The sequence below is a fragment of the Corynebacterium sp. UMB6689 genome (genome assembly GCF_030215295.1).
GTDB classification, from domain to species: Bacteria; Actinomycetota; Actinomycetes; order Mycobacteriales; family Mycobacteriaceae; genus Corynebacterium; species Corynebacterium aurimucosum.
Map to the genome: position 1 here is coordinate 1 of NZ_JASOLS010000012.1, position 22,876 is coordinate 22,876.

22 protein-coding genes are annotated in these 22,876 nt (G+C 60.2%); 11 read left to right on the top strand and 11 right to left on the bottom strand.

What is annotated here, in order from left to right; translation table 11 throughout:
• The first annotated feature begins 139 nt into the window (after positions 1 to 139).
• Positions 140 to 667, top strand: coding sequence for a hypothetical protein (locus QP363_RS07900; protein ID WP_284763860.1), 528 nt, complete (start codon positions 140 to 142; stop codon positions 665 to 667).
• On the opposite strand, the gene QP363_RS07905 is transcribed toward QP363_RS07900, so the two are convergent.
• Entirely contained in the window at positions 664 to 1,353 is a 690-nt protein-coding gene (locus QP363_RS07905; protein ID WP_070643516.1) for an NAD(P)-binding oxidoreductase, read from the bottom strand. The genes QP363_RS07900 and QP363_RS07905 overlap by 4 nt on opposite strands.
• 79 nt (positions 1,354 to 1,432) lie before the next feature.
• Between QP363_RS07905 and QP363_RS07910 the strand changes: the two genes are divergently transcribed.
• The 4 genes from QP363_RS07910 to QP363_RS07925 all read left to right on the top strand — a co-directional run bounded on the left by QP363_RS07910 (position 1,433) and on the right by QP363_RS07925 (position 4,421).
• On the top strand, positions 1,433 to 1,702 hold the full coding sequence (locus QP363_RS07910; RefSeq protein WP_010186707.1) for an ACT domain-containing protein: 270 nt from the start codon (positions 1,433 to 1,435) through the stop codon (positions 1,700 to 1,702).
• Between the two features lie 15 nt (positions 1,703 to 1,717).
• Positions 1,718 to 3,082 carry a PFL family protein gene (locus QP363_RS07915; protein WP_070643514.1) on the top strand — a complete coding sequence of 455 codons (1,365 nt, stop codon included), beginning with the start codon at positions 1,718 to 1,720 and terminating at the stop codon, positions 3,080 to 3,082.
• Positions 3,083 to 3,154: 72 nt separating this feature from the next.
• On the top strand, positions 3,155 to 3,844 hold the full coding sequence (locus QP363_RS07920) for a MerR family transcriptional regulator (RefSeq protein WP_070643511.1): 690 nt from the start codon (positions 3,155 to 3,157) through the stop codon (positions 3,842 to 3,844).
• Between the two features lie 13 nt (positions 3,845 to 3,857).
• On the top strand, positions 3,858 to 4,421 hold the full coding sequence (locus QP363_RS07925; RefSeq protein ID WP_284763873.1) for a hypothetical protein: 564 nt from the start codon (positions 3,858 to 3,860) through the stop codon (positions 4,419 to 4,421).
• Here the strand turns inward: QP363_RS07925 and QP363_RS07930 are convergent.
• The 9 genes from QP363_RS07930 to QP363_RS07970 all read right to left on the bottom strand — a co-directional run bounded on the left by QP363_RS07930 (position 4,418) and on the right by QP363_RS07970 (position 13,622).
• Positions 4,418 to 5,155 (bottom strand): hypothetical protein, encoded by a 738-nt coding sequence (locus QP363_RS07930; protein ID WP_070643508.1) that lies wholly within the window; start codon positions 5,153 to 5,155, stop codon positions 4,418 to 4,420. The two genes, QP363_RS07925 and QP363_RS07930, sit on opposite strands and share 4 nt — an antisense overlap.
• A 164-nt stretch (positions 5,156 to 5,319) precedes the next feature.
• Entirely contained in the window at positions 5,320 to 6,951 is a 1,632-nt protein-coding gene (locus QP363_RS07935) for an ABC-F family ATP-binding cassette domain-containing protein (protein ID WP_010186726.1), read from the bottom strand.
• Between the two features lie 328 nt (positions 6,952 to 7,279).
• Positions 7,280 to 7,708, bottom strand: a complete 429-nt coding sequence (locus QP363_RS07940; RefSeq protein ID WP_284763878.1) for a metal-sulfur cluster assembly factor — start codon at positions 7,706 to 7,708, stop codon at positions 7,280 to 7,282.
• Positions 7,709 to 8,158, bottom strand: a complete 450-nt coding sequence (sufU, locus tag QP363_RS07945) for a Fe-S cluster assembly sulfur transfer protein SufU (protein ID WP_284763880.1) — start codon at positions 8,156 to 8,158, stop codon at positions 7,709 to 7,711.
• Entirely contained in the window at positions 8,155 to 9,402 is a 1,248-nt protein-coding gene (locus QP363_RS07950) for a cysteine desulfurase (RefSeq protein ID WP_284763881.1), read from the bottom strand. The genes sufU and QP363_RS07950 overlap by 4 nt, the downstream gene beginning before the upstream one ends.
• Positions 9,403 to 9,466: 64 nt before the next feature.
• Positions 9,467 to 10,225, bottom strand: a complete 759-nt coding sequence (gene sufC, locus QP363_RS07955; protein ID WP_070444843.1) for a Fe-S cluster assembly ATPase SufC — start codon at positions 10,223 to 10,225, stop codon at positions 9,467 to 9,469.
• A 27-nt stretch (positions 10,226 to 10,252) separates the two neighbouring features.
• Positions 10,253 to 11,443: a Fe-S cluster assembly protein SufD gene (sufD, locus tag QP363_RS07960; RefSeq protein WP_284763882.1), complete on the bottom strand. Its 1,191-nt coding sequence runs from the start codon at positions 11,441 to 11,443 to the stop codon at positions 10,253 to 10,255.
• On the bottom strand, positions 11,444 to 12,889 hold the full coding sequence (sufB, locus tag QP363_RS07965; protein WP_070643497.1) for a Fe-S cluster assembly protein SufB: 1,446 nt from the start codon (positions 12,887 to 12,889) through the stop codon (positions 11,444 to 11,446).
• Positions 12,890 to 12,911: 22 nt separating this feature from the next.
• Positions 12,912 to 13,622, bottom strand: coding sequence for a metalloregulator ArsR/SmtB family transcription factor (locus QP363_RS07970; RefSeq protein WP_070444851.1), 711 nt, complete (start codon positions 13,620 to 13,622; stop codon positions 12,912 to 12,914).
• Between the two features lie 138 nt (positions 13,623 to 13,760).
• On the opposite strand from QP363_RS07970, the gene mptB reads away from it, so the two are divergent.
• The 5 genes from mptB to QP363_RS07995 all read left to right on the top strand — a co-directional run bounded on the left by mptB (position 13,761) and on the right by QP363_RS07995 (position 19,448).
• Positions 13,761 to 15,527 (top strand): polyprenol phosphomannose-dependent alpha 1,6 mannosyltransferase MptB, encoded by a 1,767-nt coding sequence (gene mptB, locus QP363_RS07975; RefSeq protein ID WP_070710610.1) that lies wholly within the window; start codon positions 13,761 to 13,763, stop codon positions 15,525 to 15,527.
• A 6-nt stretch (positions 15,528 to 15,533) separates the two neighbouring features.
• Positions 15,534 to 16,448 carry an ABC transporter ATP-binding protein gene (locus tag QP363_RS07980; RefSeq protein ID WP_070444857.1) on the top strand — a complete coding sequence of 305 codons (915 nt, stop codon included), beginning with the start codon at positions 15,534 to 15,536 and terminating at the stop codon, positions 16,446 to 16,448.
• 59 nt (positions 16,449 to 16,507) lie between these two features.
• The gene (locus QP363_RS07985) at positions 16,508 to 17,269 is read left to right on the top strand and encodes an ABC transporter permease (RefSeq protein WP_201828251.1); all 762 of its coding nucleotides are present in this window, start codon (positions 16,508 to 16,510) and stop codon (positions 17,267 to 17,269) included.
• Positions 17,270 to 17,351: 82 nt separating this feature from the next.
• On the top strand, positions 17,352 to 18,362 hold the full coding sequence (locus QP363_RS07990; protein WP_144656380.1) for a heme A synthase: 1,011 nt from the start codon (positions 17,352 to 17,354) through the stop codon (positions 18,360 to 18,362).
• A gap of 117 nt (positions 18,363 to 18,479) precedes the next feature.
• Positions 18,480 to 19,448 (top strand): quinone oxidoreductase, encoded by a 969-nt coding sequence (locus tag QP363_RS07995; RefSeq protein WP_070444867.1) that lies wholly within the window; start codon positions 18,480 to 18,482, stop codon positions 19,446 to 19,448.
• 71 nt (positions 19,449 to 19,519) lie between these two features.
• Here the strand turns inward: QP363_RS07995 and QP363_RS08000 are convergent, their stop codons facing one another.
• Positions 19,520 to 20,464 carry a heme o synthase gene (locus QP363_RS08000; protein WP_010186753.1) on the bottom strand — a complete coding sequence of 315 codons (945 nt, stop codon included), beginning with the start codon at positions 20,462 to 20,464 and terminating at the stop codon, positions 19,520 to 19,522.
• A gap of 325 nt (positions 20,465 to 20,789) precedes the next feature.
• On the opposite strand from QP363_RS08000, the gene tkt reads away from it, so the two are divergent.
• On the top strand, positions 20,790 to 22,865 hold the full coding sequence (gene tkt / locus QP363_RS08005) for a transketolase (protein ID WP_284763953.1): 2,076 nt from the start codon (positions 20,790 to 20,792) through the stop codon (positions 22,863 to 22,865).
• The last annotated feature ends 11 nt before the right edge of the window (positions 22,866 to 22,876 follow it).

Below are 22,876 nucleotides of genomic sequence, written 5' to 3' on the forward strand. Positions count from 1 at the left end.
ATTACCAGGTTCGCGGCCTCACGCCGGTACTCCGGCGTGTACTTCTTGCGCTGTTGACTCACAATGAACATCCTCTCTTACGGACACAAGATCCGTACAAATAGGGTGTCCACTAAACGAGGGTAACCTCATCTGCGCCATGGCGGTTCCAATCCTTATTTTTGAAGATCTGTCCTTCAGCTCCGGATGGCAGGGATTGGCCGCGGCATTCTTCGCTGTCTTGTTCGTGGTTACAGCAGCTAGAAATCTTTGGTCAATACGCAGCTCGACATGGGGTGCGCGCCGGATACGTACCGCCGCAGAAAATGGATGGATAGAGTATTATCCCGCATTGCTCAGCGAGATCTGGCAGACCGGCGAATACGTCCCAGAATATGAACCCACCCAGTACTATTACAAAGCGAAAGTGCGCCTTTTCCTTCCCGATGGCACTATTCACGACATCATCAGCGATGAGTTTGCGTCTCTCACTTCTCCACGTGCCTTCCGCGAACAGGGCATCGGCGTGGTGCGTTTTCAAAGCAAGGCCATCTTTGAGCGCACCACGGGGTGGTACATTGCCGCTCACTTATCCACAAAGCCACTACGCTTTGCAAGCCTGCGTCATGGACTCAGCCGCGAGCAAGTAATAGCCGGTCTTAACGCCGCCGCATCCTCTGCTTCCTAGATGTCCTTAACGCTGCCTTCACCATCGATGAATTCCAGAGGCGAGGCCGGGAAGCTATCGCGGCGAGCCACCTCAGCGACAACCTCGGCCACAAGCTCCCGGGAAGTCGTCATATCGCTCGTGCGCTCAGCATCGCTATCGAGCACGGTGATGCCCTGAGAAGGCTCTTCCGTGAGTGCCGCGGGACCCAGAATAAGGTAATTGAGATCGGTCGAATTCAGCTTATTATCTACGGCCTTCTTGGACTCCACGTAGGCATACCACTTCTCGTCCGCGGGATCGGTGGTATTGGTCGTGGCACCCATGTAGGAAATCATGATGTAGGCCGGAGCGTTCTTACCGTCAACAGCTAGCTTCTCCAGACCCGCAATCGATGCGAGCGCGGCATCGCGGTCCACCGCCCAGGTTACGTCAGCGCCAGCGCGGCCACCGTTTCCGGCACCCCACACGACGACGTCATAGTCAGCCAAAAGCTCTACCCAGTCTTCAACAGAAAGCTCGGTGAGATCGCGCACCACTGCAGTGGCGCCGAGGGCTTCAACATCAGCGACCTGGTCGGGGTTACGGATAAGGGAATGGACGGTAAGATTGGCGTCGACAAGCTTGGGCGCCGCTAAAAGCCCAACCTTGCCATGGCCGCCGATGTACAGAACCTTCTTGCGTGCAGTTGTTGTCGTATCAGTCATGAGCGCCACCGTACGCGCTGTCTGATATCTCTGCAGGACCCCAGGACAGCTGGAAAAACCTACAGGCTACAATCTAGTCATGATCGCCATCATGACTGTTACCGGTGTCGATAACACCGGCATTATCTCCGCCGTGTCCACCGCCCTCGCAGAGCTTAACGTCAATATCGTTGATGTCTCCCAGACCCTCATGTCTGAGTACTTCACCATGATCTTGCGCGTCGAATTCGATGAGAACGAGGTCAGCATCCAGCAGCTCCAGGAACGGATGAACACCGTCGGTGAGTCCATCAAACAATCCATCCGCGTGCAGTCGGAAGCGCTGTTCACCGCAATGAACGAAATTTAGGGGCGATAACCAGTCATGCTTAACCGCTTCAATACCGCCAGCATTCTCGACACCATCGAGATGATCGAGAAATACCGTCTCGATATCCGCACCGTCACCATGGGCATTTCGCTGCTCGGCTGCACGCGCTCCACCATGGAAGCCACCGCTGAGGCTGTCTACGACCTCGTGACCACCCGCGCCGCACAGCTGGTTGAGGTGTGCGAGGGAATCGAGGCCGAGCTCGGCATCCCGATCGTCAACAAGCGCATCTCCGTCACCCCAATCGCGCTCATCGTGGCCGGCGTCGAAGGAAACCCCGTAGACGTCGCCCGCGCGCTCGACCGTGCGGCAGCCGCGACCGGCGTCGACTTCGTTGGCGGCTACTCCGCGCTCGTTGAAAAGGGCGCTACCACTGCTGAAAAGGCCCTGATCCGATCCATCCCGGAAGCCCTCGCAGAGACGAACCTCGTCTGCTCCTCGGTGAACATCGCCTCCTCCCGCGCCGGCATCAACATGAATGCCGCGGCCCAGATGGGACGCATCATCAAGGAAGCAGCCGAGCTGACCAAGGACCGCAGCGCTATCGGTTGCGCCAAGCTCGTGATCTTCTCCAACTCCGTGGGCGATAACCCCTTCATGGCCGGCGCTTTCCACGGTATTGAGGAGCCGGACTGCGTGGTTTCTGTTGGCGTATCCGGACCCGGTGTCGTCGATCGCGCGCTCGGCTCCCTTGAGGGAGCCACCCTCAATGAGGTCGCCGAGGAAGTCAAGAAGGCAGCCTTCAAGGTAACTCGCGCCGGCCAGCTCGTGGGTTCCATGGCTTCTCAGCGCCTCGGTGTCCCCTTTGGCATCATTGACCTCTCGCTTGCTCCCACCGCGGAACTGGGTGACTCCGTCGCACACATCCTGGAGCATATGGGGCTGGATCAGGTGGGCACGCACGGCACCACGGCAGCACTCGCGTTGCTTAACGACGCCGTCAAGAAGGGCGGCATGATGGCCTGCTCCCGCGTGGGTGGTCTGTCCGGTTCCTTCATCCCGGTTTCTGAGGACAAGGGGATGATCGATGCGGTGCGCTCTGGCGCTATCTCCATTGACAAGCTGGAGGCCATGACCTCGATCTGCTCTGTGGGCTTGGACATGATCGCCATTCCGGGCGATACCTCTGCGGAGACCATCGCCGGTATGATCGCGGACGAAGCCGCCATTGGCGTGATGAACCATAAGACAACCGCCGTGCGCGTCGTCCCTGCTCCAGGTACCAAGGCTGGCGACGAGGTCAACTTCGGCGGCCTTCTGGGCTACGCCCCGGTCATCCCGGTTAATGAAGTGGGCAACTCCACCTTCATCAAACGCGGTGGCTTCATCCCGGCGCCGGTGCACGGTTTCCGCAACTAAGGAGAACACCACACGGAGCAATGCGCACCGAGCACTTGACCCTCACACAATGTGAGGGTTTAGCTTTATCCTATGAAGATATCGGACGTCGCCGCGGTCGCTGGTTGCTCAGTGCGCTCCGTGCGCCATTTGCACGAAACGGGCGCGGTTCCTGAACCCGCACGCACCAGCGGAAACTATCGCGACTATTCTGTCTCTGACCTGGCTTCGGTGCTGCGAGCGCGTGCACTTATCGACGCCGGCGTTCCCGTCGCTGATGTCTCATCTCCTGATGCGGTCGAGCGCTCGTTTAACATGCTGGATGAGCGCATTGCTCGGCTGCAACAGCAGCGAGAACGTTTGCGTGCCCTTTCTCAAGCCCCCAAAGGGACACCAGAGGATATCCGTGACTCCCTCAGCCAGGTCATCGAGGATCCGGCAATGCTTCAACTCGAACTGGATTCCTGGGATCTCATTGCACTTACCGGAGTCGCTACATCAGCCACCTGGAAACAGCTACGACAGAACCTCGCCGACGACTATTGCCTTGCAGCTCTCCGCGAGGCTGAAATGTTGTGGCGAGAGCTTGGCTCGCTGTCTCCGCATGATTGTGAGGTCGCGCGTATCATCGAGAAGATGCGCTACCTGGGGGAACACGGGTTGATGCGAGGAATCTATCCCACCTTGCGACCTGGTAACGCTCCGCTGACCGTGGCTGATGCTCCGACTACTGGTGCGCAAGGTGTAGCGCTCAAAGCTCTGGTAGGTGGCTCAGGTGGCTAGTATCTGGCGATTTGTGGAGAAACATCCTGGATTTCGCCTAGCCAAATATGAATTGGGCCTCTACCACGATCTGTGGCGCTGGATGCGGGGCCAGACGTTGGTCCCCGCCGGAGCGGTGGCACTTCCCCACCCTCCGGGCAGGCTACAGATGCTCGGCTTCGTCACTGCGGTGCTGGTGGTTGAAATGGTGGCCGTTCACTTTCTACTCCCTGTGGGCGTTCTACGAATTCTGGCGTTGCTGCTGTCGCTGTGGGCCATCATCTTTGTGTGGGGCTTGATCGCTGCTGAACGTATTCGACCTAGCTATGTCACCAACGAACTCACGGTTTTGCGGCGCGGAAAAACTGTCTTCGTTAAGGTACCGATGGTTCTTGTCCGTAGCAGGCGGGCAGACCGTACATTCGAATCAGCGGTTGTTATAAACAAAGGTGAACTCACGGTCGGTGGCCCAGCTGGAACCGATACCATCCTTGACCTCAGTGAACCCGTCCAGGCATCACCGGACCGCTACCCATGGCAGCGCGCTCACCCAAAGGAGGTAACGAAGGTGCGCTTTTATGGTGCTATTTCTTGCTAATTACTGGCGTTGCGAAGTTCTTCTTCAATCTCCGCAATCATCGGCAACACGAGATCCGCACGTTCAGCGTCAATTCCCCACTTCTCCGGTTCACTGCGGACCATGTCAGCTGTGGCCGTAAGAAAGTGGGCGAAATTTTCGACTACGGCACGGTTATTGTTGCGAATACCTTCGGTGAGCACGGTAGTGCTCAGCCGTTCGGTCCAAATTTCGAGGATATGCGGCGAGGTACTCTTGGCAATCGTGGTGCAGGCCGCACGCGCTAAGCGGATGCTCTCATCGTCATGCCACACTCCTCCGGGCGCGCGAAGGCGGCACGAGATGATCGCCGCACCTTCGACAGCCGGGATCATTCCTATGCGAACACAGGTTTCTACGTAGTCAGCGCCGTAGCCGACGGCCATGATAGGACCAATGTCTTTGACGATGCCGCGTGTGTCCTCCTCTGTGACATACCACGCGCGGAAGGTGAGGTAGTCCTCGTAGTGGAAGTGGCCTGCTTCCGCGAGCACATTCAGCAACTGAGCGGACAAAGCCTTGGTCCACACCTTGCCTGTACGCAGGTAACCGGTGAGGCGCTCCCGAATCTGGCCGAGATGGCTGTCCCACTGGCCTGACTCAATGCCTTCTTTCAATTCGGTATAGGCCCAGTCCACTCGTACTTCAGGGCGCTTGCTCACCAATCCGGTGAGCAAAGGTTCGATGACGGAATCTAGGGTCGCGGCGGTGCTCATGGTCTCTTCCTCTCCAGCGGCGGCGCGAAGGGGTCTTACCACTTCTAGACCCTGTGCGTGGGAAGCGGAAGGACCCAAGAGAAGAGTCTTGAGCGGTGTGGTTGTGAGCCCGAGTCTAGCGCAGGAAGCAGAATCAGGACAGAGCTATATTTGGGAAATAGTCTTTAGGCTAGCTCCACGATTTCCATGTACTCGTCGTTCCACAAATCCTCATCGCCGTCCGGCATGATGATGACGCGTTCCGGGTTGAGCGCCTTGACCGCACCCGGGTCGTGGGTAACCAAGACCACGGCGCCGGTGTAGGTGCCTAGGGCATCGAGCACCTGCTCGCGGGACTGTGGGTCGAGGTTGTTTGTAGGCTCGTCGAGAAGCAGCACGTTGGCACGCGAGGACACCAGCGTTGCCAGCGACAGTCGGGTTTTCTCACCACCGGAGAGCGTTCCGGCGGGTTGCTCCAACTTGTCACCGGAGAACATGAAGGCACCCAGCAGTCCACGCAAATCCTGTTGGCCAGCATCAGGACAGGCCTCGATGGTATTTTCCCACACGGTCTTGTCTGGGTCGATGTTGTCATGCTCCTGCGCAAAGTAGCCGATGCGCAGGCCGTGGCCGGAGACGATGCCGCCCTCGCCATCGGTGCGCTCCACGCCCGCCAGAAGCTTAAGCAGAGTCGTCTTGCCGGCACCGTTATAGCCCAGCACAACCACGCGGGAGCCCTTGTCGATGGCCAAATCGACGCCGGCAAAAACCTCCAGCGAACCGTACATCTTGGTCAGGCCCTTGGCGTTCATCGGAGTCTTGCCGCAGGGAGCTGGTTCCGGGAACTTAATGTGGGCTACCTTATCGGCCACGCGAACATCATCCAGCTCGTTCATCATGCGCTCAGCACGGTGCAGCATCTGCTTGGCGGCGGCGGCCTTCGTGGCCTTCGCTCCCAACTTGGCGGCTTGCTTGTGTAGTGCTGCGGCTTTCTTCTCCGCGTTGGCGCGCTCGCGGCGGCGGCGTGCCTCATCGGTGGCGCGGGCATCAAGGTACTTCTTAAAGCCCATGTTGTAGACGTCTGCTTCGGCGCGCACGGCATCAAGGAACCAGACCTTGTTACAGACGGCTTCCAGCAGGTCTACGTCGTGGGAAATCATCACGAGGCCACCTTCGTGCTTGGACAGGAAGCCGCGCAACCACGTAATCGAATCCGCGTCGAGGTGGTTCGTGGGCTCGTCGAGAAGCAGCGTGGTCTGGGACTTGCCTGACCCAGCCGAAGCTGCGAAGAGAATCTGCGCCAGCTCCACGCGGCGGCGCTGACCGCCGGACAGCGTCTTAAGCTGCTGGTCGAGCACGCGCTGCGGCAGGCCCAAGTTGTCGCAGATCTGGGCGCATTCGGAGTCCGCCTCGTAGCCACCTAAGGTGTGGTATTCTTCCTCCAGGCGGGAAAACTTACGAATAGCCTTGTCGCGAAACTTATCATCCGTGGCCGTTTCCATCAGCTCTTGCTGCTTGGCCATGCGGCGCTTGATCTCATCTAAGCCGCGAGCGGAGAGCACGCGCTCACGAGCGGTCTGCTCGATATTGCCCTCACGGGAATCCTGCGGCAGGTAACCAATAGGACCTGAGCGCGTCACCGAGCCGCCATAGGGCTCGGTCTCCCCCGCCAGGATGCGCATCGTCGTCGTCTTGCCCGCACCATTGCGGCCGACCAAGCCGATACGATCCCCCGGTTGCACTCGAAGGTGCTGGCCGGGGGCGTCGAGAAGCGTGCGTGCGCCCACGCGCACCTCGAAATCATTGGTCACAATCACGTCGAAACAGTCTAGCAACCAGGGCAGTTAAACCCGAACTGCACGGCGCCCAGGCACAGCATCGCTTGCGAACCACCACTGACGAATAGATCCCCAGACCTCGATCCCGCAACCTCCTGTTCGCCTCTACTGAGTGAGCCAGTGCTTGGCGACGCCCACCTGCGTCTTTCGGGATCGAGGTCTGGGGCTTTGCTTTTGGTTGAGGAGACCGCGTTGACAGTGGCGAGGGATGCTCACATATACGCAGAACACCGCCGGTTCGTGTGGACACAAGAACAATGCGCACTCTCGAACCGGCGGTGATATTAACTAAGGCGATTCGCGGAACCTAGACCGCGAAGCCGAGGGCCTGGAGCATCTCGCGGCCCTCCTCAGTAATCATGTTCGGGCCCCACGGTGGCATCCAGATCCAGTTGAGCTGGACTGCCTCGGCGAGCTTGTTGCCCACGATGACATCCTCGATCTGCTCGCCGATGACATCAGTGAGCGGACAAGCCGGGGAGGTCAGAGTCATGTTAATGACGCAGGTGTTCTTGCCGTCGATCTCGTCGAGCCAGACGTCATAAACCAAACCCAGATCAACGATGTTGATGCCAAGCTCCGGGTCGATGACATCGCGAAGATACTCGGTGATATCGAAGACCTTGGAAATCTGCTCTTCGGTTTGTTCAGGCTTGACAGCAGCGCCATCAAAGGAAGCATTCTGATCCTGGTAAGGATCAGTGCTGCCACCAGTGGTTTCAGTGTTATCAGCCATCTACTTCTCCAATTCATTCAGCGCTTCGACGGTGGCGGCTTGGAAAGCTTTCCAACCGAGGAGAGCGCACTTTACACGGGCGGGGAACTTGGCTACGCCGGCGAAGGCGATGCCGTCCCCAATAATCTCGTCATCACCCTCAACCTCCCCGCGGGAGGTCACCATCTTCTCGAACTCGGCCAGCTTGGCGTTCGCCTCCTCGAGGGGGATGCCGACGATTTCCTCCGCCATGACAGAGGTCGAGGCCTGCGAGATGGAGCATCCCTCGGCGTCATAGGACACGTCCTCGACGGTGGAACCATCAGGAGACAGCTTCACGCGGAGGGTGAGCTCATCGCCGCAGGAAGGGTTGACATGGTGAACCTCTGCCTGGCCTTCGCGCAGGCCAGAGAATTTCGGGTTCTTGTAGTGGTCCAGGATGACGTCCTGGTACATGGAATCTAGGTTCATGCGCTCACTCCAAAGAAGGCACGGGCCGCCCGTACCGCCTCTATGAGGGCGTCGACCTCGTCCTCAGTGTTGTACAGGTAAAAGCTAGCGCGTGCGGTCGAATTAGCCTGGCACGCGCGGTGCAGCGGCCACGCACAATGGTGGCCGGTGCGGATGGACACACCATGAGCATCAAGAACTTGGCCCAAGTCATGCGGATGGATCCCATCGACAATGAAGGAGACCGCTCCCCCACGATCCTCGGTGTTCTCAGGCCCGATGATGCGCACGCCGGGGATCTCAGCAAGCTTCTCCAAGGCCAATGCAGTGAGTTTTTGCTCATGAGCGTGGATGGCGTCCATGCCCACCTCGCTCAAGAACTTCACTGCTGCACCAAGGCCCACAACCTGGCTGGTCATCTGGGTACCAGCCTCAAAGCGGGTGGGTGGCTCGGCGAACGTCGAACCCTCCATCTTGACTACCTCGATCATGGAGCCGCCAGTGAGGAAAGGCGGCAGCTGCGCCAACAGCTGTTGCTTGCCGTAGAGAACGCCCACGCCGGTCGGCCCACACATCTTGTGCCCAGAGAACGCGGCGAAATCGACGTCGAGTTCGTGGAAATCCACGGGCATGTGGGGCACCGACTGGCAGGCGTCGAGGACGACCATGGCGCCCACGGCACGAGCACGACGCACCAACTCTGCGACGGGCGCCACGGCCCCGGTCACGTTGGATTGGTGGGTAAAAGCCACGACCTTGACAGAGTCATCGAGCTCGAGCGAATCGAGATCAATGCGGCCGTCCTCAGTCATGGAGTACCACTTCAGCGTCGCGCCGGTGCGCTGGCACAGCTCTTGCCACGGCACCAAGTTCGCGTGGTGCTCCAGTTCCGTGACCACGACGGTATCGCCCTCACCAATATAAAGCTCGCCCGCGCGCTCGTCACTGAGCACATAGGCAACTTCATTCAACGCCTCCGTGGCGTTCTTGGTGAAGGAAATCTCATCGCGATCAGCTCCAACGAAGGCGGCAATGGCCTGGCGAGCGGACTCATGGGCGTCATCGGCCTCCTCCGCCAGCTGGTAAGAGCCACGGTGTACCGGCGCGTTGGTGCCGAGCACGAACTCCTCCTCGGCCTTCCATACCGGCAGGGGACGTTGCGAGGTCGCTCCCGAATCCAGGTACACCAGTGGTTTACCGTCGCGCACGGTGCGCGAGAGGATAGGGAATTGTTCCCGAATCGCAGTAACGTCTAGTTCAGGCATAGGTCCTTGTGCTCGGTTCTTCTTCTCTAGCGTGTCATGGTGTGGTCGTGATCGGCGCTACTGCCTACTTGAGGAACTGCTCGTAGCCGTCTGCCTCAAGCTGGTCAGCCAGTTCAGCGCCGCCGGTCTTGATGATCTGTCCGTCGGCGAAGACGTGGACAAAGTCCGGGACAACGTAGTTGAGGATGCGCTTGTAGTGCGTGATGAGGAGGATGCCACCCTTGGTCTCCTCCTGGTAGCTGTTGATGCCATCGGAAACGACGCGCAGGGCGTCGACGTCCAGGCCGGAGTCGGTCTCATCCATGACGGCGAACTTCGGCTTGAGGATATCCAGCTGCATAACCTCGTGGCGCTTCTTCTCACCACCGGAGAAGCCCTCGTTGACGGAGCGGTGTGCAAAGGACTTATCGATGGCCAGCTTCTCACGAGCCTCAGTGAGCTCCTTGTTCCACTCACGCAGCTTCGGAGCCTCACCGCGGATAGCGGTCACGGCGGAACGCATGAACTGCGACATCTTCACGCCCGGCACCTCAGTCGGGTACTGCATAGCCAGGAAGAGACCAGCGCGGGCGCGCTCATCGACTTCCATCTCGAGGATATTCTCGCCGTCGAGGAGCACCTCACCCTCGGTCACCTCGTACTTGGGGTGACCAGCGATAACGTAGGACAGAGTGGACTTGCCGGAGCCGTTCGGACCCATGACAGCGTGGGTCTCACCGGAATTGATGGTGAGGTTTACGCCCTTGAGGATCGGCGTGGGCTCACCGTCCTCCTCGTGTGGGAGCACCTGCGCGTGGAGATTCTTGATTTCCAGGGTAGACATTGAGTTGGTACCTGCTTTCGGAAAGATTTAAGCGTTGATCTTGGCGAGCTCGTCGACGACGCGGGATTCCAGATCCTCGCGCAGGGACTCGACCGGGATGCGGGAAATGACTTCAGAGAAGAAGCCGCGGATGATGAGGCGACGTGCCTCGGCGGCAGGGATACCGCGGGACATGAGGTAGAACAGCTCGAGGTCGTCGAAGCGGCCCACCGTTGCGGCGTGGCCAGCACCGACGATCTCACCGGTCTGGATCTCCAGGTTCGGGATGGCATCAGCGCGCGCACCCTCGGTGAGGATCAGGTTGTTGTTCGTCTCATAGGTGTCCGTGTTGTTCGCATTCTTGCGGATGAGCACGTCACCGACCCAGCAGGTGCGGGCCTCCGGGGTACGGGAAGCAGAGCCGGCTTCGGCCTTCTGCGCAGCCGTAGCTCCCTGTAGAGCGCCCTTGTAGAAGACGCGGGAGCGGCAGTTTGGCACGTCGTGGTCCACCAGCAGGCGGTTCTCAAAGTACTGGCCGGCATCAGCAAAGTAGACACCGAGCAGCTCGGCATCGCCACCGGGGCCATCGAAAATTACGCGTGGAACGAGGCGCACGATCTCGCCGCCAAAGATAGCGGTGTTGTGGCGCAGTACGGCGTCGCGGCCCACCTTCGCAATCTGGTGGGACAGGTGCACTGCGTCGTCCTCCCAGTCAGCGTCGACGACGACGGTGACCTGGGAGCCGTCGCCCAGCACGAACTCCACGTTGTCTGCGTGAGTGCCGGAACCGACGTACTTAAGAACGATGGTGACCTCCGCGTGGTTGCCCACGTGAATGGAGGTCGCGCCAAAGGACGTCACGCCCTCACCTGCGCCGGTGATGGTGATCTCCACCGGCTTATCGGGACGTGCATCAGCGGCAACACTGACAATCTGGGCCTCCGGCATGGAGCACCACGCCTGAGCTGCAACGCGGTCAGCAGGTGCGCCAGCGGTTCCCAGGCGGTCGTCGTCAGGCGCAACCGTCTCAGAGGTCACGCCTTCCGGAGCCACGACGTCGATCCTTTGAGCAGTTGCTGGCGCGAACTCACCATTATGTAGCCCGCGCAGGTTGCGCAAGGAAATAAAGCGCCAAACCTCGTCGCGGCCATGCGGGACCGGGAAATCCTCCACGTTGAAGGAGGTGAACTGGTCGCCCTTGGTGACGTCAGCAGGATTAAATTCATTGGAAGCTACCACTTAGCCCACCGATCCTTCCATCTGCAGCTCGATAAGACGGTTGAGCTCCAGCGCATATTCCATCGGGAGCTCCTTAGCAATCGGCTCGACGAAGCCGCGCACAATCATCGCCATGGCCTCTTCCTCAGCGATACCGCGGGACATGAGGTAGAACAGCTGCTCCTCAGAAACCTGGGAGACCGTTGCCTCGTGGCCAAGGGTGACGTGATCATTGCGGATGTCGTTGTACGGATACGTATCCGACCTCGAGTCATTGTCCACAAGCAAGGCATCACACTCAACGTTGGCAGCGGAGTTCGTAGCGTTAGCGTTGACCTGCACCAAGCCGCGGTAAGCCGCGCGGCCGCCGTTGCGGGCCACGGACTTCGAGACGATGTTGGAGGACGTGTTCGGCGCCATGTGGATCATCTTGGAGCCGGTGTCCTGGACCTGGTTATCGCCAGCAAAGGCCAGGGAGAGGACCTCGCCCTTGGCGTGCTCGCCGGTCAGCCAGCAGGACGGGTACTTCATGGTGACCTTGGAGCCGATGTTGCCATCGACCCATTCCATGGTGCCGCCCTCTTCGACCTTGGCACGCTGGGTCACCAGGTTGTAGACGTTCGTGGACCAGTTCTGAATGGTGGTGTAGCGGCAGCGGCCGCCCTTCTTCACGACGATCTCGATAACACCGGTATGCAGCGAATCCGAGTTGTAGATTGGCGCAGTGCAGCCCTCGATGTAGTGAACGTAGGCGCCCTCCTCCACGATGATGAGGGTGCGCTCGAACTGGCCCATGTTCTCGGTGTTAATGCGGAAGTAGGCCTGCAACGGGATATCCACGTGGACGCCCTTCGGAACGTACACGAAGGAACCACCGGACCAGCACGCGTTATTCAGCGCGGAGAACTTGTTGTCGCCGGCCGGAATCACGGTGCCGAAGTATTCCTGGAGGATCTCCGGGTATTCGCGCACCGCGGTGTCGGTATCAACGAAGATAACGCCCTGGGCCTCAAGGTCCTCACGGATCTTGTGGTAAACCACCTCGGACTCATACTGCGCGGCAACACCAGAGACAAGTCGCTTCTTTTCGGCGTCCGGAATACCCAGCTTGTCGTAGGTTTCCTTAATGTCATCCGGCAGGTCATCCCAGGTCTGGGCCTGCTTCTCGGTGGAGCGGACAAAGTACTTAATGTTGTCGAAGTCGATTCCGGAAAGATCCGGGCCCCACGTCGGAACCGGCTTCTTGTTGAATACACGCAGCGCCTTAAGGCGGGACTCGAGCATCCATTCCGGCTCGTTCTTCTTCTTCGAGATATCGCGGACGACATCCTCGCTCAAACCGCGGTGTGCAGCCTGGCCGGCTTCGTCGGAATCACGCCAGCCGTACTCATAGCCACCGATGGAAGAGATGATCTCGTCATCACTCATCTTGGTCTCAAGCCCTGGTGCTGGTTGTGCCTGTGTCAAAGCCCGCTCCTTTCTAGTTCGATTAGTTTTCTTCCCGCTCCGCCGAAGCTGGTGGAACGGGAGTTAAGGGGATATTCGTGGTGCAGATTCCATGGCCATCCGCGATGGAGGCCAAGGGCTGCACATGTTTGCCTAATAGCGCGGAGAAGACTTCCTGTTCAGCTTCACACAACTCCGGGTGCTCGGTGGCCACGTGGGCAACCGGGCAGTGGTGCTGGCAAATCTGTACTCCGTTGCCCACCGACGTCACCGTGGCCGCGTAGCCATGCGCATCGAGCACCTCAGCTAGCTGACGAGCCACCTCCGGAACAGATTCCTCATCCTGTACCAAAGGTGTCACGTCCTCTACGAGGCGTTCGAATCGCGCCTTGGCAAAGCGGCGGACTGCTTCCGGACCGCCCGCTTCTCGCAGCGCTGTGAGTGCTTCCGCCGCCAACTGGTCATAGGCGTGACCAAATTGGGCGCGCCCTTGATCCGTAAGGCGGAAATGCTTGGCGGGGCGACCGCGGCCTACTGTTTGCCCGGGACGGGCTGGCGGGCGGCGGTGCACCACCTCGGTGAGTCCTTCCTCCACCAGAATGTCTAAGTGCCGACGGATGCCGGCCGCAGAGAGACCGAGACGTTCACCCAAATACGACGCCGTTACCGGACCGTCCTTGAGAAGCAACAGCATGACGTGTCGGCGGGTATCGCCCTCTGTAGAGCGAGTTTCCCTTGGCAACTCCTTCGTCACGGTGTACACCTCCTTGAATGAAACACTCTCCCTTTAGACAACACTAGTGTTCCTTAATTCATTCCCGATTTCCACTCTTTCATTCGTGTCGCGGGCACCTAGTCGCTTCTCCCCACCGAGCGACTAAGGTAAACAGGCATGAATATGGAGCGCGGCTACACCCAATCGGGGCGATTGCACCGAGTCATCTGGGGTGTGCGCGATGAACTCCCCCGCATGGGAGTCCCGGGATCCCGCTCTGCGCTCCTTCACCAGGATTTTCCCGACTCCCCCGAAGATGCAGATCACGCCGCGCTTGGCGACGTTCACCGCCGCACCATAGCCCAGCTGCGCACACTTTTTAGCCTGAGATGGCTCGGAACCATTGGAGCCTTACTCATTGCGCTTGGCGGCCTAGGTGCCGGTGCCCTGCCCGTCGTGGGTAACCCTTATGAGTCATTGCCTTTTGGCTCGCTCATGACGCGAATGCTGCAATCAGCATCCGCCCTTGTCTTCATTGGTGTCGGATTCATGGTGACGGCCTGGGTATGCATGGCCCCGTTGGTGGGTGCACCGCTGCGCTTGGGCAAGAACTCGGCGAGCGCAAGTACAGGCTCAACACCTAGCGCAGATCCGCGGTTTAGCCACTCCCCGCGAGTAGTCACGCAAAGTCAGATGTGGCGAACATGGTTGGGATGGGTTCTCCCCTTGCTCGTCACCGCGCCGCTGTTTACCCAAGACATCTACTCTTATCTCGCCAACGGCTCCATCGTGCTTCAAGGGCTCGATCCCTATTCCGCGGGCCCCGTGGAACTTTTGGGCGCAGATAATGATCTTGCCCGGTCCGTCCCCTTCATTTGGGCAAACTCCCCTTCCCCCTATGGCCCCGTAGCCTTGGGCTTGGCAGCTGTCGTGAGCTGGCTGACCAACGATTCCATCATTTGGGGTGTGGTGCTGCACCGCGTGTTTTCTCTTTTCGGCATCATCGCTGCCGGCTGGGCCAGTGCACGGCTTGCTACCCGATGCCGTGTATCCCCCGAGGCGGCGCTGTGGCTGGGCATCCTTAACCCCTTGACCATCCTTCACCTCGTCGGCGGAATCCACAATGAATCCTTCATGTTGGGGTTGGCTCTCGTCGGTGTAGAGCTGGGCCTGCGGGCGGTCAATGACGAGCACAACGCCCGATGGCGAGTGTCGGGGTTGTTTCTAGCCTCGGGTGTCCTTATTTCTTGCGCGGGCATGGTCAAGGTCACCGGCTTCATTGGCCTAGGCTTTGTTGGCATGGCGGCGGCTCGCGGGCTCGTCGACAAGCTCGGCATCCCCCCAGTGCGGGCGGTGCTTGGCGCTGGTGTGACCCAATTGCTGGTGCTCGCAGCGTCCATCGCCGCTGTCACTGTCATTACGGGGATCGACATAGGTTGGATTTTCGGTCAGGGCGGCGCAGCAACTATCCGTTCCTGGCTGTCTGCGACAACCTCCGTGGGTGTCGGCGCCGGCTCCCTGGGGATGCTGCTAGGTTTAGGCGACCACACCGAAGCCATCCTCAGCGTCACCCGTACCGTGGGCGTCATTATCGCCGCCGGTTTCATGATCCGCATGCTGTTTGCCACCTACCGCGGCGCAATCCACCCAGTGGGTGGTCTGGGAGTGTCCACCTTTGTGCTCGTGGTGTTTTTCCCCGTTGTCCAACCCTGGTACATCCTGTGGGCCGTGTTGCCGCTCGCCGCGTGGGCTAACCGCCGCTTTTTCCGCTTGGCCGTCATGATCTATTCCGGATTGATGAGCTTCATCGTCCTGCCCCGCGGACTCGGGCTTCCTCCCGGGACGGTATTCATCATCTACCTCGCCGCCCTGGTGACCTTCCTCGCGCTCGCCGCTGCGGGGTGGGTTGTATTGCGACGCTCAGGCGTCCGTGTCCTAGACTAAGGCTCCGTGACTACATCAGCTCTTGTATTGGATAACGTCATTAAGACCTATGGCGACGTCAACGCAGTTAACGGGCTGAGTTTCCGCGCCAAACATGGCGAGATCCTGTGTTTGCTGGGCCCTAACGGTGCCGGAAAGACAACCACCATCGAGATGTGTGAAGGCTTCAAAAAGCCCACTTCTGGCCACATTGAAGTCTTAGGCCTTGACCCCGCTCGCAACCCTGATGCAGTGCGCTCCCGCATCGGCATCATGCTCCAAGGCGGGGGCTCCTACTCCGGCATCAAGGTCAAGGAGATGCTGAAACTCAGCGCCTCCTATAACGAAAATCCTTTGGACCCGGAGTGGCTTCTGGATACCCTCGGGCTGCGCGGGGTGGCAAAGAATAGCTACCGCCGTTTGTCCGGTGGGCAACAACAACGTCTCTCTCTCGCTCTGGCCATCATTGGTCGCCCCGAATTGGTCTTCCTCGATGAGCCCACCGCAGGCATGGATGCCCAATCGCGTCTTGCCGTCTGGGACCTTATCCGCTCTTTGCGGGCCGACGGCGTCACCGTCATCTTGACTACTCATCTCATGGACGAGGCGGAAGCGCTCAGCGACCATGTCGTCATCATCGACCACGGCCGGCTCGTAGCCAGCGGCACCGCAGCTTCCCTCACGGAGACAACCGACATCCCGCAGCTGAACTTTGATACCGCAACCCCGGTGGATCTGGAGGCCTTGCGTGAGGTCGGGATCTCCGCCGAGGCCCTTCGCCCCTTGCACTACCGACTCACCTCTACGGTCAGCCCAGCCGTTATCGCGGATCTCGCCACGGGTTTGGCCGCGCAAAACGTTGTCCTCCGCAACCTGCATACCTCGCACCGCAACCTCGAAGAGGTCTTCTTGGACCTCACCGGTCGCGAGATGCGCAGCTAGAACCGCTGCTGATTTCCTCTACTGTTTTTCACCACTTTCTTTGATCAAGGAGACGCTCCATGAGCACCTTCGCACCCGGCACTTTTAGCCCGCACCCGCAGCGCGTCGGCGTAGCGGCCATGGCGCGTGCCCAAGGGGCTATCGAATCCAAACTGATGCTGCGGCACGGCGAGCAACAGTTGCTGAGCATCATTATCCCGCTCGCTATCCTGATCGGCGCCGCGAAGCTGAAGGACACTACCGGGCATGGTGTGGATGAGGTTTTCCCCATGGTGCTGGCCGTTGCAGCGACCTCCTCCGGTTTCACAGGTCAGGCCATCTCCTTGGCCTTCGACCGTCGCTATGGTGCACTGAAGCGCACCGGCGCATCGGGCGTTCCTGCCTGGGCCATCGTGGTGGGAAAGATTCTCGGCGTGCTCTCCATGGTGGTGCTCCAGGTCCTTGTGCTCGGCACCGTCGCAGCTATCCTCGGCTTGCGAGTTTCTGCTGGGGGCGCTGCCATCGGCGTGCTGACCTTGGCGTTAGGAGTGGCCACGTTTACAGCCTTGGGACTGCTGCTGGGCGGAACCTTTAGCTCTGAGGTAGTCCTGGCAGTGGCCAACCTGATTTGGTTTCTCCTTCTCGGGGCCGTCGGGTGGGCGATGTTTTCCCAGGGTCTCGGCGACAACGGGGTGCTCACGCTGGTGCCCACGGTGGCCATGGCTGCTGGTCTGGATACCGCCCTCAACGGTTCTTTCCCGGGCATTGAGCTCCTTGTCCTCGTGGTGTGGGCAGCAGTGGCGTCGTTTGCCGCGGTGCGTTGGTTCCGCTTCGAGGGCTAAAAGTGATTCTTCTCCCTTGCGTGGTGTGACCCACCCGTCGATATTGGTTCCGGGGCAGGGCCGAGCGGTAGGCTGAATAGCCGTGAGTACCGCAAATGTTTCTTCTCAACGTCCCCTCGCGCCTGCCGGCGTGGCCTCTGGCCCGTCGCTGAAGATGCAGCGCACTATCGCCCTCATCCTTCTGTTCTGTCAGGGCGGCATTACGGTATCGGGCTCCATTGTGCGCGTCACCGGCTCCGGCCTTGGTTGCGTTACCTGGCCCAACTGCCACCCCGGTTCCTTGGTGCCCATTGAGGGTGCGGCCCCCATGCTCCACCAAGCCATTGAGTTTGGAAACCGCCTGCTGACCTTCGTTGTCGCGGCGGCTGCCATCGCCAGCATCGTGGTCGTTCACAAGGCGCAGCGCCGCAAGGAGCTCAAGGTCTATGCCTGGGCGGGGCTCGCCGGCATCGTGGTGCAGGCACTCATTGGCGCTCTGTCAGTCGTGCTGAAGCTTTCTTGGTGGAGTGTGGCTGTGCATTTCCTCCCGTCGATGGTCTTGGTGTGGATCGCGGCCATGCTGTTCTCCCGCATTAATGAACCCGATGACGGCACTCCCACTCGCCTCTTCCCCGCCGCGGTGCGCACCCTCGCGGTGGTGGCCACTGTGGCCCTGTCCATCGTTCTGCTGACGGGCACCTTTGTCACTGGCTCGGGTACCCACTCCGGTGATGCCGGTGTGGGCATGGAGGGCCGCCTCGGCGTGGACACCTATGGCATGGCCATCATTCACGCGGTCTGCATGTACGTCTACTTAGCGCTGACGCTCATCGTGGTCTTCCTCTTGCACCGCACCGGCGCTCCCAAGGTGGCGAAGAAGGCCGGCTGGGTGCTCATTGCCTGCATCGTCATACAGTGGGCTATCGGTGTCACCCAGTTCTACCTCCACATCCCCCGCTGGACCGTCCCCTTCCACGTGGGCATGTCCTCAGTGGTCACGGCCTTCACCGCCTTGCTGTGGGCGCATGGCTTGCGCCGCGTCGGCAACGAGGATGGCACAACTGCCAGCACCTCCCAGCGCGGTGGCGAGAACGTCCCCGCCGCCCACAGCTAAGCAGAGCCAACGGAGCCGGTAAAACAGGTACTCGAAGCGCCGCCGTTCTCATCAGGAAGTGAGGATGGCGGCGCTTTTTGCTGCGCGGAGCCCTCGGCTTCGTTTAGCCTAGACACCATGCATGCTATTCAGGTGACCACGACCGGAGGGCCCGAGGTCCTCACCTACGCCGAGGTAGAATCCCCCACGCCGACGAAGGAGCAGCTGCTTGTCGACGTCTCCGTGGCCGGTGTCAACTACATCGACACCTACTACCGCGAAGGCATCTACAACGCCTCCGTGCCGTTCATCATCGGACTCGAGGGAACCGGACGCGTTGTGCACGACCCCCAGGGGGAAATCGCCCCGGGCACGATGGTGGCCTGGGATCACGCTTTCGGCTCCTATGCGGAGCAAGTCTGCGTGCCGCGCGACCGCGTGGTGGCCGTCCCCGACGAGATTCCTTCCGCCGTCGCAGGTTCCATGCTCCTCCAGGGCATGACGGCGCACTACCTCACCCACGGTGTCTATCAGCTGGGGGAAGGTGCGTCCTGCCTCATTACCGCCGGTGCGGGCGGCGTGGGCTTAATCCTCACCCAGATGGCCAAGGCCCTGGGCGCCACCGTCTATTCCGTGGTTTCCACCGATGAGAAGGAAGAGCTGGCCTACGGCGCGGGTGCAGACCACGTGTTCCGCTACAGCAGTGGCTTGGCAGAGCAGGTACGTCGTCACAATGGCGGGCGCGGCGTCGACGTGGTCTACGATGGCGTCGGCAAAGCCACCTTCGGTGAATCCCTTGAGGTTGTGCGGCCGCGCGGCACGGTAGCGCTCTTCGGCGCCGCGTCGGGCCCCGTCCCGCCGATGGACCCGCAGCTGCTGAACAAGCACGGCTCCATCTTCCTCACCCGCCCCTCGCTCGGTGCTTGGACCTCCCAGGAAGGCGAGTTCCAGATGCGCGCCCAGGCAGTGGTGCAGGCGGTCATCGATGGCGACCTCGACTTCCGCATCTCGGCGGAATATCCGCTCGCCGAAGCCGCTCAGGCCCACCGCGACCTCCAAGAGCGCAAAACCACCGGCTCCATCGTTCTGCGCGTAAGAGAAGACTAGTCCAAGGAGTAGCTCCCTGGACTAGTTCGAGATAATTGGAGGTTCGCTGATCTGGTTGGCAGGCCGCCTCGTTAGAAGAGGGCGGCCGACCAGCCCAGCATGCGACCGATGGGTTCCCAGCCCACGACGGCGTCGATAGACAGCCCAATGAAGAGGACTGAGAGATAGTTATTGGAGTAGATGAATAGGCGCATGGGCTTGACCTTTGCGCCCTTCTTCACGCCTTGGTGGAGGCGGATTGCCATCCATAAGAAGACCGCACCGGAGGCCACCGCGGCCACCAAGTAGATCCAGGAGGCTGCCGGGATAATAAGGAAGGTCACGATAACCGTGCCGATGGTGTACCACACAATCTGGCGGGTAACTTCCACCTCCCCGGCAACGACGGGCAGCATCGGCACCCCGGCCTTGCGGTAGTCCTCCTTGTATTTCATCGCCAGCGCCCACGTATGAGGCGGGGTCCAGAAGAAGATGATGAGGAACAAGACTACGGCTTGCCACCAACGGTCAGGCTCCCCCGCCGGTGCGTTATCCCGGATCACCGCCCAGCCCACCATGGCGGGCATACAGCCTGCTAGGCCACCCCAGACAATGTTCTGGGAGTTTCGCATCTTAAGGAACTTCGTGTAGACGATGACATAGAAGAAGTTAGTCAGCAGCACGAAGAACGCCGCCAGCCAGGAATGCGCCAGCACGCCCAGCCAGAAGACGGATAGTGCGAGCATGACCCAAGCAAAAATGGCGGCATTGCGACGCGAAATAGTCTTGCGCACCAGCGGCCGAGCACGAGTGCGCTGCATCTTCTGGTCAATCTCATAGTCCACGACGTTGTTGAACGTGTGGGCCGCAGCGGCACCCATCCATCCGCCAAAGATGGTGGATACGATGAGCCAGAAGTTTGAGGACACCGCCTCGAATCCACGCTGGGCCTGGAGCATAGCCGGGATTGCTGCCACGAGGAGGAGTTCAATGATCCTCGGTTTCGTTAGCGCAAAATAGGCCTTGATGGTCTCCAAGGAATAGTCCTCCGTATATCCGGCACGTGGGTGTATGGCTTATAGGTCTGAAGTAGTGGTCGTCTGCTCGCGCTAAAAAGTTCCCGAGATATCCCGAGAGCTGTGTGGCACGGTCGAGGTTTCCTCTTCGAAGCACTCGCCAGCCAGATCCGAAAGCGGGGAGCAACGGCGTCAACCATGCCAGACTACCGCCCGAAACCTGGTTTATATAATCCCCCGCCGAAGATCGAAAAACCTTTACACTGATTAACGGTATATCTGTTTCCAGAAGCGAAGTGAGGTTTTCGCCGTGTCGCACGAAAAGTTGTCCCCGGAACTGCAGGCTATGGTTCAGCGCCGTTATCCTTCGGACTGGAGTGACCTCGACACCCGCGCCGTGGATACCGTCCGCGTGCTCGCTGCCGATGCCGTTCAGAACTGCGGCTCCGGCCACCCCGGTACCGCCATGTCCTTGGCGCCTCTGGCCTACACGCTCTACCAGCGCGTGCTCAACCATGACCCAGCCGATGTTCACTGGGCGGGGCGCGACCGCTTTGTCCTCTCAGTGGGGCACTCTTCTCTGACGCAGTATATCCAGCTCTTCCTCGGCGGCTTCGGCCTCGAGATGGAGGATCTCAAGTCTTTGCGCACGTGGGGTTCTAAGACTCCCGGCCACCCGGAGGTTCACCACACCGACGGCGTAGAAATCACCACCGGCCCGCTGGGCCAGGGCCTGGCTTCCGCGGTTGGTATGGCCATGGCCGCGCGCAAGGAGCGTGGATTGTTCGACGCTTCCGCCCCGGCTGGCGAATCTCCTTTCGATCACTATGTCTATGTCATCGCCTCTGACGGTGACCTGCAGGAGGGCGTGACTGCTGAGGCCTCCTCCTTGGCAGGTACTCAGAAGCTGGGCAACCTTATCGTCTTCTGGGATGACAACCGCATCTCCATCGAGGATGACACCAACATTGCCTTCAACGAGGACGTCGCCAAGCGCTACGAGGCTTATGGCTGGCACGTGCAGACCGTGGAGTCCGGTGAGGACGTCGAAGCCATCGAAGCGGCCGCTGCTGCTGCCCGCGCCGAAACCTCCCGCCCTTCCTTCATCCGTGTAAAGACGGTCATCGGTTACCCAGCACCGAACAAGATGAACACCGGTGGCGTCCACGGCGCCGCCCTCGGTGAAGACGAGGTGGCCGCGACCAAGGAAGTCCTCGGCTTCGATCCTGCGCAGTCCTTCCACATCGACGAGAAAGTTCTCGCTCATACCCGCGAGCTGGCTGCCCGCGGTGCACAGAAACATGCTGAGTGGCAGGAGAAATTCGACGCGTGGGCCGCAGCCAACCCGGAAGAGAAGAAGCTCTTCGACCGCCTCCAGGCACGCGAACTTCCTGCTGACTTCGCCGCCGAGCTTCCCACGTGGGAAGCGGGCGAGTCTCTGGCTACCAGAAAGGCTTCTGAAGCCGCCATTCAAGCACTTGCGGCCTCCCTGCCGGAGATGTGGGGCGGTTCCGCCGACCTGGCAGGCTCCAATAACACGGTGATCAAGGGCGCGGAGTCCTTTGGCCCCGAGTCCATCACTACGGATACCTGGACTGCCACACCTTATGGCCGCAACCTGCACTTCGGGATTCGTGAACACGCCATGTCCGCCATCATGAACGGCATTGCGTTGCACGGCAATACCCGCGTCTATGGCGGTACCTTCCTTATCTTCTCTGAGTACCAGTACCCCGCCGTGCGCCTCGGTGCGCTCATGTCCACCGATACCTACTACGTGTGGACTCACGATTCCATTGGCTTGGGCGAAGACGGCCCCACCCACCAGCCGGTGGAAACGCTCGCTGCCCTGCGCGCCATCCCCAACCTTTCCGTCATCCGCCCGGCCGATGCTAACGAGACGGCCCAGGCGTGGGCGGCAGCACTCGAGTACAAGGCCGCGCCGAAGGGCCTAGCGCTGTCCCGCCAGAATCTTCCAGTGCTTGAGGGCACCAAGGAAAAGGCGGCCGAAGGCGTCCGCCGCGGCGCCTACATCCTTGTTGAGGCATCGAAGGAAACTCCAGATGTCATCCTCCTTGCCACCGGCTCCGAGGTGCAGCTCGCTGTGGAAGCCGCCAAGCAGCTCGAGGCTGAAGGTACTGCCACCCGGGTCGTTTCCGCACCGTGCCTGGAGTGGTTCGATGAGCAGGATGCTTCCTACCGCGAATCCGTCCTTCCCTCCTCGGTCCGCGCGCGCGTCTCCGTCGAAGCTGGTATCTCTATGCCGTGGCACAAGTACACCGGTTCCTTCGGCCGCACCGTGTCTCTGGAGCACTTTGGTGCCTCTGCACCTGCCGCAGAGCTCTTTGAGAACTTCGGTTTCACCGCCGAGGCCGTTGCTGATGCCGCGCGCGAAGCACTGAGCGCGGCGCAGGCAGACTAGTCTCCCGTTCC

Excerpts from the sequence above, each read along its gene's own strand:
- QP363_RS07940 (WP_284763878.1), bottom strand. The coding sequence starts at position 7,708 with ATGGCTGATAACACTGAAACCACTGGTGGCAGCACTGATCCTTACCAG.
- sufU (WP_284763880.1), bottom strand. The coding sequence starts at position 8,158 with ATGAACCTAGATTCCATGTACCAGGACGTCATCCTGGACCACTACAAG.
- QP363_RS07985 (WP_201828251.1), top strand. The coding sequence starts at position 16,508 with ATGAGCACCTTCGCACCCGGCACTTTTAGCCCGCACCCGCAGCGCGTC.
- QP363_RS07900 (WP_284763860.1), top strand. The coding sequence starts at position 140 with ATGGCGGTTCCAATCCTTATTTTTGAAGATCTGTCCTTCAGCTCCGGA.
- QP363_RS07930 (WP_070643508.1), bottom strand. The coding sequence starts at position 5,155 with ATGAGCACCGCCGCGACCCTAGATTCCGTCATCGAACCTTTGCTCACC.
- tkt (WP_284763953.1), top strand. The coding sequence starts at position 20,790 with ATGGTTCAGCGCCGTTATCCTTCGGACTGGAGTGACCTCGACACCCGC.
- QP363_RS07995 (WP_070444867.1), top strand. The coding sequence starts at position 18,480 with ATGCATGCTATTCAGGTGACCACGACCGGAGGGCCCGAGGTCCTCACC.
- QP363_RS07905 (WP_070643516.1), bottom strand. The coding sequence starts at position 1,353 with ATGACTGATACGACAACAACTGCACGCAAGAAGGTTCTGTACATCGGC.
- QP363_RS07950 (WP_284763881.1), bottom strand. The coding sequence starts at position 9,402 with ATGCCTGAACTAGACGTTACTGCGATTCGGGAACAATTCCCTATCCTC.
- sufC (WP_070444843.1), bottom strand. The coding sequence starts at position 10,225 with ATGTCTACCCTGGAAATCAAGAATCTCCACGCGCAGGTGCTCCCACAC.
- mptB (WP_070710610.1), top strand. The coding sequence starts at position 13,761 with ATGAATATGGAGCGCGGCTACACCCAATCGGGGCGATTGCACCGAGTC.
- QP363_RS07920 (WP_070643511.1), top strand. The coding sequence starts at position 3,155 with ATGAAGATATCGGACGTCGCCGCGGTCGCTGGTTGCTCAGTGCGCTCC.
- QP363_RS07915 (WP_070643514.1), top strand. The coding sequence starts at position 1,718 with ATGCTTAACCGCTTCAATACCGCCAGCATTCTCGACACCATCGAGATG.
- QP363_RS07910 (WP_010186707.1), top strand. The coding sequence starts at position 1,433 with ATGATCGCCATCATGACTGTTACCGGTGTCGATAACACCGGCATTATC.